This is a genomic window from Cupriavidus sp. IK-TO18 (assembly GCF_015549295.1).
In the GTDB taxonomy this organism is placed as follows: Bacteria; Pseudomonadota; Gammaproteobacteria; order Burkholderiales; family Burkholderiaceae; genus Cupriavidus; species Cupriavidus oxalaticus_A.
On record NZ_JADGMP010000030.1, the window covers coordinates 189,674 to 202,318 of the forward strand.

The 12,645-nt window shown below is 65.8% G+C and carries 9 protein-coding genes; 8 read left to right on the forward strand and 1 reads right to left on the reverse strand.

Translation table 11 applies throughout. The features are described from left to right. Positions 1-57: 57 nt before the first annotated feature. The 4 genes from IPF36_RS23480 (at position 58) to IPF36_RS23495 (ending at position 6,473) form a co-directional block, all read left to right on the forward strand. Positions 58-1,845, forward strand: coding sequence for an acyl-CoA dehydrogenase C-terminal domain-containing protein (locus tag IPF36_RS23480; RefSeq protein ID WP_133093708.1), 1,788 nt, complete (start codon positions 58-60; stop codon positions 1,843-1,845). Between the two features lie 131 nt (positions 1,846-1,976). Beyond that, entirely contained in the window at positions 1,977-4,445 is a 2,469-nt protein-coding gene (locus IPF36_RS23485; RefSeq protein ID WP_195430581.1) for a 3-hydroxyacyl-CoA dehydrogenase/enoyl-CoA hydratase family protein, read from the forward strand. Between the two features lie 21 nt (positions 4,446-4,466). Beyond that, positions 4,467-5,666, forward strand: a complete 1,200-nt coding sequence (locus IPF36_RS23490) for an acetyl-CoA C-acyltransferase (RefSeq protein ID WP_133093710.1) — start codon at positions 4,467-4,469, stop codon at positions 5,664-5,666. A 30-nt stretch (positions 5,667-5,696) separates the two neighbouring features. After that, positions 5,697-6,473: an enoyl-CoA hydratase gene (locus tag IPF36_RS23495; RefSeq protein ID WP_195430586.1), complete on the forward strand. Its 777-nt coding sequence runs from the start codon at positions 5,697-5,699 to the stop codon at positions 6,471-6,473. 84 nt (positions 6,474-6,557) lie between these two features. On the opposite strand, the gene IPF36_RS23500 is transcribed toward IPF36_RS23495, so the two are convergent. Continuing rightward, positions 6,558-6,962 carry an acyl-CoA thioesterase gene (locus tag IPF36_RS23500; RefSeq protein ID WP_025583457.1) on the reverse strand — a complete coding sequence of 135 codons (405 nt, stop codon included), beginning with the start codon at positions 6,960-6,962 and terminating at the stop codon, positions 6,558-6,560. 112 nt (positions 6,963-7,074) lie between these two features. Between IPF36_RS23500 and IPF36_RS23505 the strand changes: the two genes are divergently transcribed. From IPF36_RS23505 to IPF36_RS23520, 4 genes are all read left to right on the forward strand, one after another. Beyond that, complete coding sequence (locus IPF36_RS23505) at positions 7,075-8,976, forward strand: ABC transporter ATP-binding protein/permease (RefSeq protein WP_195430589.1); 1,902 nt, start codon at positions 7,075-7,077, stop codon at positions 8,974-8,976. A 75-nt stretch (positions 8,977-9,051) separates the two neighbouring features. Then, positions 9,052-9,999, forward strand: a complete 948-nt coding sequence (locus tag IPF36_RS23510; protein ID WP_133093714.1) for a LysR family transcriptional regulator — start codon at positions 9,052-9,054, stop codon at positions 9,997-9,999. Between the two features lie 138 nt (positions 10,000-10,137). Next, positions 10,138-11,445, forward strand: a complete 1,308-nt coding sequence (locus IPF36_RS23515) for a Glu/Leu/Phe/Val dehydrogenase (RefSeq protein ID WP_133093715.1) — start codon at positions 10,138-10,140, stop codon at positions 11,443-11,445. A gap of 278 nt (positions 11,446-11,723) precedes the next feature. Then, positions 11,724-12,623: a glutamate/aspartate ABC transporter substrate-binding protein gene (locus tag IPF36_RS23520; protein ID WP_133093716.1), complete on the forward strand. Its 900-nt coding sequence runs from the start codon at positions 11,724-11,726 to the stop codon at positions 12,621-12,623. Positions 12,624-12,645 lie beyond the last annotated feature (22 nt).

Genomic DNA, 12,645 nt, shown 5'->3' on the forward strand with positions numbered 1-12,645 from the left:
ATCGCGACAAGCGAGGCGGGCGGCGTGGCGGCATCGTATAACTCCAAGGAGTCTCTGATGGGCCAGTACACCGCACCGTTGCGCGACATGCAGTTCGTGCTCCATGAACTGCTCGGCGCCGAAGCCGAACTCAAGGCGATGCCGCCGCACGCGGACATCGACGCGGACACCATCAACCAGGTCATCGAGGAAGCCGGCAAGTTCTGCTCGGACGTGGTGTTCCCGCTCAACCAGGTGGGCGACCGCGAGGGCTGCACCTATGTCGGCGACGGCGTGGTCAAGGCCCCCACCGGCTTCAAGGAGGCCTACCAGCAGTACGTCGAGGCCGGCTGGCCGGCGCTGGCGTGCGACCCGGCCTTCGGTGGCCAGGGCCTGCCGATCGTGGTCAACAACGTGGTCTACGAGATGCTGAACTCGGCCAACCAGGCGTGGACCATGTACCCGGGCCTGTCGCACGGCGCCTATGAGGCGCTGCATGCGCACGGCACGCCGGAGTTGCAGCAGGCCTACCTGCCCAAGCTGGTGTCCGGCGTCTGGACCGGCACCATGTGCCTGACCGAGCCGCATTGCGGCACCGACCTGGGCATCCTGCGCACCAGGGCCGAGCCGCAGGCCGACGGCTCCTATCTGATCACCGGCACCAAGATCTTCATCTCCGCCGGCGAGCACGACCTGGCCGAAAACATCATCCACCTGGTGCTGGCCCGCCTGCCGGACGCGCCCGGCGGCACCAAGGGCATCTCGCTGTTCGTGGTGCCCAAGTTCATCCCCGATGCCAGCGGCAACCCGGGCGAGCGCAACGGCATCCAGTGCGGCTCGATCGAGCACAAGATGGGCATCCACGGCAACGCCACCTGCGTGATGAACCTGGACGGCGCGCGCGGCTGGCTGGTGGGCGAGGCCAACAAGGGCCTGAACGCCATGTTCGTGATGATGAACGCCGCGCGCCTGGGCGTGGGCGCGCAGGGCCTGGGCCTGACCGAGGTGGCGTACCAGAACTCGGTCGCCTACGCCAAGGACCGCCTGCAGATGCGCGCGCTGACCGGCCCGAAGGCGCCGGAAAAGGCCGCCGACCCGATCATCGTGCACCCCGACGTGCGCCGCATGCTGCTGACCCAGCGCGCCTACGCCGAAGGCGGTCGCGCCTTCAGCTACTGGACCGCGCTGCAGATCGACCGCGAACTGTCGCACCCGGACGAAGCCGTGCGCAAGCAGGCCGGCGACCTGGTCGCGCTGCTGACGCCGGTGATCAAGGCCTTCCTGACCGACAACGCCTTCACCTCGACCAACGAAGGCATGCAGGTGTTCGGTGGCCACGGCTACATCTCCGAATGGGGCATGGAGCAATACGTGCGCGACGCCCGCATCAACATGATCTACGAAGGCACCAACACGATCCAGTCGCTGGACCTGCTGGGCCGCAAGATCCTGGGCGACATGGGCGCCAAGATGAAGGCCTTCGGCAAGATCGTGCAAGAGTTCGTGGAAGCAGAGGGCACCAACGAAGCCATGCAGGAGTTCGTCAACCCGCTGGCCGACCTGGGCGACAAGGTGCAGAAGCTGACCATGGAAATCGGCATGAAGGCGATGGGCAACGCCGACGAGGTAGGCGCTGCCGCGGTGCCATACCTGCGCGTGGTGGGCCACCTGGTGTTCTCGTACTTCTGGGCGCGGATGGCCAAGATCGCGCTGGAGAAGGAAGCCAGCGGCGACAAATTCTACACCGCCAAGCTGGCTACGGCGCGCTTCTACTTTGCCAAGCTGCTGCCTGAAACCGCCGGCGAGATCCGCAAGGCGCGCGCGGGGTCGGCTTCGCTGATGGCGCTGGACGCGGATTTGTTCTGATTCGTTGAGGCGGCTTTCCATGCCGCCGGTCTGCTCCCCTCTCCCGCTCGCGGGAGAGGAGAGAACGCCGACCGCCAACGCAAGAGCCCGCAAAAACTCTCACCTCAACGCTCACTAATCCAGGAGCGAGCATGTCCAATTTCATCGTCAAGAAAGTCGCCGTGCTGGGTGCCGGCGTCATGGGGGCGCAGATCGCCGCCCACCTGATCAACGCGCGCGTGCCCGTGGTGCTGTTCGACCTTCCCGCGAAGGACAAGGACGGGGGAGGGGCCCCGTCCGCTTCCCCGGTCGCGAAGAACGGCATCGCCCTGCGTGCCATCGAGAACCTGAAGAAGCTGTCGCCCGCGCCGCTGGGCATCAAGGACGAAGCCGGCCTGATCCAGGCGGCCAATTACGAAGACGACATCGCGCTGCTCAAGGAGTGCGACCTGGTGATCGAGGCGATCGCCGAGCGCATGGACTGGAAGCATGACCTGTACAAGAAGGTCGCGCCGCACCTGGCCTCGCATGCGATTTTCGCCACCAACACCTCGGGCCTGTCGATCACCGCGCTGTCCGACGGGTTAGGCGGGGAAAATGCGGACAACCTGAAGTCGCGCTTCTGCGGCGTCCACTTCTTCAACCCGCCGCGCTACATGCACCTGGTCGAGCTGATCCCGACCGCGACCACGCAGCCTGAGATCCTCGACAAGCTGGAAGCCTTCCTGACCACCACGCTCGGCAAGGGCGTGGTGCGCGCCAAGGACACGCCCAACTTCATCGCCAACCGCGTCGGCATCTTTTCGATCCTGGCGGTGTTCGCCGAGGCCGAGAAATTCGGCATTCCGTTCGACGTGGTCGACGACCTGACCGGCTCCAAGCTGGGCCGCGCCAAGTCCGCCACCTTCCGTACCGCGGACGTGGTCGGCCTGGACACCATGGCGCACGTGATCAAGACCATGCAGGACAATTTGCACGACGACCCGTTCGCGCCGGTGTACAAGACGCCGGCCGTGCTCAAGGGCCTGGTCGATGCTGGCGCGCTGGGCCAGAAGACCGGCGCCGGCTTCTACAAGAAGGAAGGCAAGGCCATCAAGGTGCTGGACGCCAAGACCGGCCAGTATGTCGAGTCGGGCAAGAAGGCCGACGAGATCGTGGTGCGCATGCTGAAGAAGGAACCGGCCGAGCGCATCAGGCTGCTGCGCGAGTCGACCAACCCGCAGGCGCAGTTCCTGTGGGCGGTGTTCCGCGACGTGTTCCACTACATCGCCGTGTACCTGGAGCAGATCGCCGGCTCGGCCGCCGATATCGACCTGGCGATCCGCTGGGGCTTCGGCTGGAACTCCGGGCCGTTCGAGGACTGGCAGTCGGCCGGCTGGAAGCAGGTGGCCGAGTGGGTGAAGGAAGACGTGGAAAGCGGCAAGGCGCTGTCGGCCGCGCCGCTGCCGGCATGGGTCTTTGAAGGCCCCGTCGCCGAGCGCCAGGGCGTGCATGCCGCCGAAGGTTCGTGGTCGCCGGCGACGCAGTCGTTCGTCGCGCGCAGCACGCTGCCGGTGTACCAGCGCCAGGCGTTCCGTGCCGCGCTGAAGGGCGATGCCGCCGCCGATCCGCGCAAGGCGGGCCGCACCGTCGAGGAGAACGACGCCGTGCGCATCTGGGTCAGCGAAGGCCAGGACGACGTGCTGGTGGTCTCGTTCAAGAGCAAGATGAACACCATCGGCCCGGACGTGATCGACGGCCTGACCCGCGCCATCGACCTCGCCGAAGCGCAGTACAAGGGCCTGGTGGTGTGGCAGCCGACTTCGCTGCAACTCGGCGCGCCGGGCGGCCCGTTCTCGGCGGGCGCCAACCTGGAGGCGGCGATGCCGGCCTTCATGATGGGCGGCGCCAAGGGCATCGAGCCGTTCGTGAAGAAGTTCCAGGACGGCATGATGCGCGTGAAGTACGCGTCGGTGCCGGTGGTGTCGGCGGCGTCCGGCATCGCGCTGGGCGGCGGTTGCGAGCTGATGCTGCATTCGGCGGCACGCGTGGCTGCGCTGGAAACGTACATCGGCCTGGTCGAAGTCGGCGTGGGCCTGGTGCCCGCCGGCGGTGGCCTGAAGGAAGCTGCGCTGGCCGCAGCACGCGCCGCCCAGGCAGCGGGCAGCACCAACTACCTGCAATTCCTGACCAGCCGCTTCCAGAGCGCGGCGATGGCCAAGGTATCCGCATCGGCGCTGGAAGCGCGCCAGATGGGCTACCTGCAGCCGTCAGACAGGATCGTCTTCAACGTGCACGAGCTGCTGCACGTGGCGCAGAATGAAGTGCGCGCGCTGGCCGATGCCGGATACCGCGCGCCGCTGCCGGCGCTGGTGCCGGTGGCTGGCCGCTCGGGCATCGCCACCATCAAGGCATCGCTGGTCAATATGCGCGACGGCGGCTTTATCTCCGCGCATGACTTCCTGATCGCCTCCCGCATCGCCGACGTGGTGTGCGGCGGCGACGTCGAGGCCGGCTCGCTGGTCAGCGAAGACTGGCTGCTGACGCTGGAGCGCAAGGCCTTCATCGACCTGCTGGGAACCGGCAAGACGCAGGAGCGCATCATGGGCATGCTGCAGACCGGCAAGCCGGTGCGCAACTAATCAGGCAAGCGAGGAACGGACATCATGAAACAACTGCAAGACGCATATATCGTTGCGGCCACCCGCTCGCCGATCGGCAAGGCGCCCAAGGGCGCGTTCAAGAACACGCGCCCGGACGACCTGCTGGCCACCATCCTGAAGGCCGCGGTGGCTCAGGTGCCGGACCTGGACCCGAAGCTGATCGAGGACGCCATCGTCGGCTGCGCGATCCCCGAAGCGCAGCAGGGCCTGAACGTGGCCCGCATCGGCGCGCTGCTGTCGGGCCTGCCCAATACCGTGGGCGGCATCACCGTGAACCGCTTCTGCGCCTCGGGTGTGAGCGCCGTGGCGATGGCGGCCGACCGCATCCGCGTGGGCGAGTCCGACGTGATGATCGCCGCCGGCATCGAGTCGATGAGCATGGTGCCGATGATGGGCAACTCGCCGTCGATGTCGCCGGACATCTTTACGCGCGACGAGAACGTGGGCATTGCCTATGGCATGGGCCTGACCGCCGAGAAGGTGGCGCAGCAGTGGAAGGTCAGCCGCGAGGACCAGGATGCGTTCTCGCTCGCTTCGCACCAGAAGGCCATCGCGGCGCAGCAGGCCGGCGAGTTCAAGGACGAGATCACGCCGATCGAGATCGTCGAGCGCTTCCCCGACCTCGCCAGCGGCCAGGTCAGCGTGAAGACGCGGACCATCTCGCTCGACGAAGGTCCGCGTCCTGACACCACGCTGGAAGGCCTCGGCAAGCTGCGCCCCGTGTTTGCCAACAAGGGCAGCGTCACCGCCGGCAACAGCTCGCAGACCTCGGACGGCGCCGGCGCGCTGATCCTGGTTTCGGAGAAGATCCTCAAGCAGTTCAACCTGGTGCCGCTGGCGCGCTTCGTCTCGTTCGCGGTGCGCGGCGTTCCGCCCGAGATCATGGGCATCGGCCCGAAGGAAGCGATCCCGGCCGCGCTGAAGGCGGCGGGCCTGACGCAGGACCAGATCGACTGGATCGAGCTGAACGAAGCGTTCGCCGCGCAATCGCTGGCCGTGATGCGCGACCTGGATCTCGATCCCGCCAGGGTCAACCGCATGGGCGGCGCGATCGCGCTGGGCCACCCGCTGGGTGCCACCGGTGCGATCCGCTCCGCCACGGTGGTGCATGCGCTGCGCCGCCATAACCTGAAGTACGGCATGGTAACCATGTGCGTCGGCACGGGCATGGGCGCCGCAGGGATCTTCGAGCGCGTCTGATTGCCACAGCCACCAAAAAACGAGGAGATCATGAGCATCCTTACCCGCATCGAGCAGGGCATCCTGACGCTCGAGTTCGACCGCATCGACAAGAAAAACGCCATCACCGCGGCGATGTACCAGGCGCTGGCCGACGCACTGCGCGCGGCCGAGACCGATCGCAATGTGCGCGTGATCCTGCTGCGCGGCAAGCCCGAGATCTTTACCGCCGGCAATGACCTGGAAGATTTCATGCAACGCCCGCCGACTGCAGGCGAGGGCGCGGAACAGGCGCCGGTGTTCCAGTTCCTGTACCAGATCAGCCATGCCAGCAAGCCTGTCGTTGCGGCGGTCAGCGGCGCGGCGGTCGGCGTGGGCACCACCATGCTGCTGCATTGCGACTTCGTCTATGCGTCGGAGACAGCCAGGCTGTCGCTGCCGTTCGTGCAGCTGGGACTGTGCCCCGAGGCGGCCTCGAGCCTGCTGCTGCCGCGCCTGGTCGGCTACCAGCGCGCCGCGGAGAAGCTGATGCTGGGCGAGGCCTTCAGCGCGCAGGAAGCGCTGGACATCGGCCTGGTGACGCGCGTGCTGCCCGTGGCGGAACTGCACGACTTCGCGCTGCAGCAGGCGCGCAAGCTGGCGGCGCTGCCGGCTTCGTCGCTGCGCGAGACCAAGCGTTTGATGAAGTCGGGCGCGGTGGCCGAAGTGGAAAAACAGATGGCCGACGAGGGCGAGGTGTTCCGGCGCATGCTGGTGGCGCCGGAGGCGAAGGAGGCGTTCAGCGCGTTCTTTGAGAAGCGGAAGCCGGATTTTACGAAGTTCGAGTGAGGGGCCGAGGGACTTTCCTCTACCCCATTCTTTCTCCCCTCCCGCTTGCGGGAGAGGGGAGAAAACCCGCGACGGTCGTTGCCTTCAAGCCGTCGGCAACACCCGCGGCTGCCGCGACTCATCCGTCGCCACATACGTCAACGTCGCCTCCGTCACCTTGACGATCTCATTGCTATGCCGCATCCGCTGCGCATAGACCTCCACCGCAACGGTGATCGAGGTACGCCCGGTCTTGACGATATCGGCGTAGAAACTCACCAGGTCGCCGACGAACACCGGGTGCTTGAACAGGAAGGAATTGACCGCCACGGTCGCGACACGGCCTTGCGCGCGTTCGACCGCCGGGATCGACCCCGCAATATCCACCTGCGCCATGATCCAGCCGCCGAATACGTCGCCGTGCACGTTGGCGTCGGCAGGCATCGGCACCACGCGCAGCGCGGGGTTCTTGCCGGCGGGCAGGGCGGGGACGGTATGGGGAGCGTTCATGACGGTATGCGGGTGGACTTCTGAAGGGGGGCGCGGGCCGCGGCGAAAAACCCTTCGCCTGCCGCGCAATGCGATTCCTGCGACAATCGCGCATTGGCCCGGATTCTAACGTATGCGCCGCTATTCCACGACCGCCGAGCAGGCCCCCGACCCTGCCTCGGTCAAGCTCTTCCCCGGCCAGCGCGCCCCCCGCAGCGACTGGCAGACTGTCCGCAACCTGCTGCCCTATGTCTGGCACTACAAGTGGCGCGTGATGCTGGCGCTCGCGTGCCTGGTGGCGGCCAAGGTGGCCAACCTGGGCGTGCCGGTGCTAATGAAGCGCCTGATCGACAGCATGAATATCACCGCGGGCGACCCGCGCGCGCTGCTGGTGGTGCCGGTCGGGCTGATCGTCGCCTACGGCATGTTGCGGCTGTCGGCGACGCTGTTCACCGAGTTGCGGGAAATCCTCTTTTCCAAGGTCACGCAGAGCGCCGTGCGCGAGATCGCGCTGCAGGTGTTTCGCCACCTGCATGCGCTGTCGCTGCGCTTCCACCTGGACCGGCAGACCGGCGGCATGAGCCGCGACATCGAGCGCGGCACGCGCGGCATCCAGTCGCTGATCTCGTACTCGCTGTACAGCATCCTGCCCACGCTGGTGGAGATGGGGCTGGTGATTGGCTTCTTCATCCTGCACTACGACATCTGGTTTGCGGCGATCACCGGCTGCGCGCTGGTCAGCTATATCGTCTTCACCATCGTCGTGACGGAATGGCGCACGCACTTCCGCCGCAAGATGAACGAGCTGGATTCGCGCGCCAACCAGAAGGCGATCGATTCGCTGCTGAACTTCGAGACCGTCAAGTACTTCGGCAACGAGGAGTACGAAGCCCGGCGCTACGACGAGAACCTGCTCAATTACCGCGCCGCGGCGATCCGCTCGCAGAATTCGCTGTCGTTCCTGAACTTCGGCCAGCAGGTCATCATCGCCGCTGGGCTGATCCTGATCCTGTGGCGCGCCACCGTGGGCGTGGTCGACGGCAAGCTGACGCTGGGCGACCTGGTGCTGGTCAACACGCTGATGATCCAGCTTTATATCCCGCTGAACTTCCTCGGCGTGATCTACCGCGAGATCAAGCAGGCCACCACCGACATGGACCGGATGTTCGTGCTGCTGGGCACGCACCAGGAAGTGGCGGATTCGCCCGGCGCGCAACCGCTCAAGGTCAACGGCGCGCAGGTGCGGTTCCGCGACGTGCGCTTCGGCTACGAGCCGGACCGCACGATCCTGGACGGCGTCGATTTCAATATCGCGGCAGGCACCACCACCGCGGTGGTCGGCCACAGCGGCTCGGGCAAGTCGACGCTGGCGCGGCTGCTGTTCCGCTTCTATGACGCCAACAGCGGCGCGATCGAGATTGACGGCCAGGACATCCGCGCGATCACGCAGGACAGCCTGCGCCGCGCCATCGGCATCGTGCCGCAGGACACGGTGCTGTTCAACGACAGCATCTATTACAACATCGCCTACGGGCGTCCGGATGCGACGCGCGAGGAAGTCATCGCCGCGGCGCAGGCAGCGCAGATCGATGCCTTTATCCGCGAGCTGCCGCAGGGCTACGACACGCCGGTAGGCGAGCGCGGCCTGAAGCTGTCCGGCGGCGAGAAGCAGCGCGTGGCGATCGCGCGCACGCTGCTGAAGAATCCGCCGGTACTGGTCTTCGATGAAGCCACCTCCGCGCTCGATTCACGCACCGAGCAGGCGATCCAGGCCGAGCTGATGCGGCTGGCGCAGAACCGCACCACGCTGCTGATCGCGCACCGCCTTTCCACCGTGGTGCATGCCGACCAGATCCTGGTGATGGACCACGGCCGCGTGGTCGAGCGCGGCACGCATGCCGAACTGATGCGCGCGCGCGGCCGCTATGCGGAGATGTGGGACATCCAGGCCCGCGCGGCGGCAAAGGGTGGCGAGGCGGAGCGCAGCGCGGACGCCCTTGCGGTGGACGTGGGCGACGCCACGCAGGACGCGTAACGACGCAAGCGTAGCGCCGGCAGGCCGGCGAAGCCACGTGACGGCGCCCGTGCCGCTGGTGGATAATCCTGCGTCATGGAAATCAAATGGCTTGAAGACTTCGTCAGCCTGGCCGAGACGCACAGCTTCTCGCGCTCGGCCGAGCTGCGCCACGTGACGCAGCCCGCTTTCTCCCGGCGCATCCAGTCGCTGGAGGCATGGGTCGGGACCGAACTGATCGACCGCTCCAGCTACCCCACCAGCCTGACGTCTGCCGGCAAGGTGTTCTACGAGCAGGCGCTGGCCATGCTGGCGCAGGTCAGCGAAACCCGTGCGCTGATGCGCGGGCAGCGCTCGGCCAACGCGCAGGTGCTGGAGTTCGCGGTGCCGCATACGCTGTCGCTTACGTTCTTCCCGGAATGGCTCAAGGCGCTGGAACGCAAGATCGGCACGCTGCCGTGCCGGCTGCGCGCGCTCAACGTCCATGATGCGGTGCTGATGCTGGTCGAGGGCGGCTGCGACCTGGTGATGGTCTACCACCATGCGCGCCAGGCCATCCAGCTCGATCCGGCGCGGTACGACATGCTGGTGCTCGGTACCGAGCGGCTGTCACCGTACAGCGTGCCGGATGCCGCCGGCAAGCCGCAGTTCCGGCTGCCCGGGACCGACAAGAAACCGGTGCCGTTCCTGAGCTACACCCCCAATGCCTTCCTCGGGCGCATGGTCGACCTGCTGCTGTCGGATACCGCCGAAGCGCTCAAGCTCGACAAATGCTACGAGACCGACATGGCCGAGGCGCTCAAGGTCATGGCGCTGTCCGGCCACGGCATGGCGTTCCTGCCGGAGAGCGCGGTGCGCGAGGAGGTGGCGCAGGGCAAGCTGGTGCGGGCGGAGTCGGCGCGCGGCTTGCCGTTGTCGATCGACATGGAGATACGCTTGTATCGCGAGAAACCCGGGGAGAACGGCGGCGAGCGGCGCGGTGCGGGGGCACGGCGCAAGCGGCAGCTGGTGGACCAGGTGTGGTCGACCTTGTCGGAAGGCTGACACGCACCGGAACACAACGTTGACAAGTCATCCTCAAAGGTTATGCGAGTCTTGCATAACCGGATGAGCAAACGGCATTGGATTCCGGCGGGCCGCCAAGCCTAAGCTTGCGGCCATCCTCCACCCCGGAATCATCCGATGTCCTCCGCAGCACCGACCAACATTGCTGGCCAAAAGCACGCACTCCCGTCCTACCTCAACGCCGACAACCTCGGCCCCTGGGGCATCTACCTGCAGCAAGTCGACCGTGTCACGCCCTACCTGGGCTCGCTGGCACGCTGGGTCGAAACCCTGAAGCGCCCCAAGCGCGCGCTGGTCGTCGACGTTCCCATCGAGCTGGACAATGGCACCATCGCCCACTTCGAGGGCTATCGCGTACAGCACAACCTGTCGCGCGGCCCGGGCAAGGGCGGCGTGCGTTTCCACCAGGACGTGACGCTGTCGGAAGTGATGGCGCTGTCGGCATGGATGTCGGTGAAGAACGCCGCGGTGAACGTGCCGTACGGCGGTGCCAAGGGCGGCATCCGCGTCGACCCGCGCACGCTGTCGCACGCCGAGCTGGAGCGCCTGACGCGCCGCTACACCAGCGAAATCAACATCATCATCGGGCCGAGCAAGGACATCCCGGCGCCGGACGTCAACACCAACGCCCAGGTGATGGCATGGATGATGGACACCTACTCGATGAACTCGGGCAGCACCTCCACCGGCGTGGTGACCGGCAAGCCGATCTCGCTGGGCGGCTCGCTGGGCCGCCACGAGGCGACCGGCCGCGGTGTGTTCGTGGTGGGCTCGGAGGCCGCGCGCAATATCGGCCTGGAAATCAAGGGCGCGAGCGTCGCCGTGCAGGGCTTCGGCAACGTGGGCGCAGTGGCCGCCAAGCTGTTCCATGAGGCCGGCGCCAAGGTGGTGGCGGTGCAGGACCACCGCACCACGCTGTTCGACCCGGCCGGCCTGGACGTGCCGGCGATGATGGAGTACGCGGCGCACAGCGGCACCATCGAGGGCTTCCGCGGCGAAGTCCTGCGTACCGAGCAGTTCTGGGAAGTCGACTGCGACATCCTGATCCCGGCCGCGCTGGAAGGCCAGATCACCGCCAGGAACGCGCCGCTGATCAAGGCGCGCCTGGTGATCGAGGGCGCCAACGGCCCGACCACCCCGGAAGCCGACGATATCCTGCGCGAGCGCAATATCCTGGTGGCGCCGGACGTGATCGCCAACGCCGGCGGGGTGACCGTTTCCTACTTCGAATGGGTGCAGGATTTCTCCTCGTTCTTCTGGACCGAAGAGGAAATCAACCAGCGCCTGGTACGAATCATGCAAGAGGCGTTCCGCGCAATCTGGCAGGTGGCGCAGGACAACAAGGTAACGTTGCGCACGGCGGCGTTCATCGTGGCCTGCTCGCGGATCCTGCAGGCGCGCGAAATGCGCGGCCTGTATCCCTGATCGCAGGGCACCGGTGAACCGGAACGAGGCGCGTGGCACTGGCATGGTGCGATGCAGCAACCGATCCGGTTCCCAAGGTTCATGACCGCCAGACGCGGTCTCCGGCAAGCGCCGGAGACCGCGTTGTCGTATCCAGACGACGTGCGCTCCGATTGCCCTGAATAAGGGTTCTAGGAGAAAACCCAGTTGTATTGCGGCGGATGCTGCGCAATACTGTTTCACCAGAGGGGGTTTGGTCTCTAGAATCCCGCTTTCTCTTCTATGGTCAAGGAGATGTTATGAATTTTGCCAAGTTGGCTTCCCTGATGATTGCCGCCGGCGTGATGTGCGGAACGGCCCAGGCAGCCGAACAACTGACGGGCACGCTGAAGAAGATCAAAGATACCGGCGTGATTACGCTTGGCGTGCGCGAGTCGTCGATTCCGTTTAATTACAACCTGGGCGGCGTGCGCCAGGTCGGCTATTCCTACGATATCAATATGAAGATCGTGGAAGCCATCAAGGACCAGCTGAAGCTGCCGAACCTGCAGGTCAAGGAAATCCCGATCACCTCGCAGAACCGCATCCCGCTGCTGCAGAACGGCACCATCGACATGGAGTGCGGTTCGACCACCAACAACCTGGAACGCCAGAAGCAGGTCGCCTTCACCAACTCCATCTTCATCATCGGCACGCGCATCATGGTGAAGAAGGATGCCGGCATCAAGGACTGGGCCGACCTGAAGGGCAAGAACGTCGTCACCACCGCCGGCACCACGTCGGAGCGCCTGCTGCGCAAGATGAACGACGACCAGAAGCTGGGCCTGAACATCATCAGCACCAAGGACCACGGCCAGTCGTTCCTGACGCTGGAATCGGGCCGCGCGGTGGCATTCATGATGGACGACGCGCTGCTGTATGGCGAGCGCGCCAAGGCCAAGAACCCGGCCGACTGGATCGTGGTGGGCAAGGCGCAGTCGCGCGAGTCGTATGGCTGCATGATCCGCAAGGACGACCCGCAGTTCAAGAAGCTGTCCGACACCGTGATCTCCGGCATGATGAAGGACGGTTCGGTCAACACGCTGTACACCAAGTGGTTCATGCAACCGGTTCCGCCCAAGGGCCTGAACCTGGACTTCCCGCTGTCCGACGACATGAAGGCCCTGATCAAGGCGCCGAACGACAAGGCGCTGGACTGATCTGATCGGGACAGCAGTGCGA

Bases quoted from the DNA above. Each gene is read 5' to 3' on its own strand.
- IPF36_RS23480 (WP_133093708.1), top strand. From the start codon at position 58: ATGGGCCAGTACACCGCACCGTTGCGCGACATGCAGTTCGTGCTCCAT.
- IPF36_RS23485 (WP_195430581.1), top strand. From the start codon at position 1,977: ATGTCCAATTTCATCGTCAAGAAAGTCGCCGTGCTGGGTGCCGGCGTC.
- IPF36_RS23495 (WP_195430586.1), top strand. From the start codon at position 5,697: ATGAGCATCCTTACCCGCATCGAGCAGGGCATCCTGACGCTCGAGTTC.
- IPF36_RS23500 (WP_025583457.1), bottom strand. From the start codon at position 6,962: ATGAACGCTCCCCATACCGTCCCCGCCCTGCCCGCCGGCAAGAACCCC.
- IPF36_RS23505 (WP_195430589.1), top strand. From the start codon at position 7,075: ATGCGCCGCTATTCCACGACCGCCGAGCAGGCCCCCGACCCTGCCTCG.
- IPF36_RS23510 (WP_133093714.1), top strand. From the start codon at position 9,052: ATGGAAATCAAATGGCTTGAAGACTTCGTCAGCCTGGCCGAGACGCAC.
- IPF36_RS23515 (WP_133093715.1), top strand. From the start codon at position 10,138: ATGTCCTCCGCAGCACCGACCAACATTGCTGGCCAAAAGCACGCACTC.
- IPF36_RS23520 (WP_133093716.1), top strand. From the start codon at position 11,724: ATGAATTTTGCCAAGTTGGCTTCCCTGATGATTGCCGCCGGCGTGATG.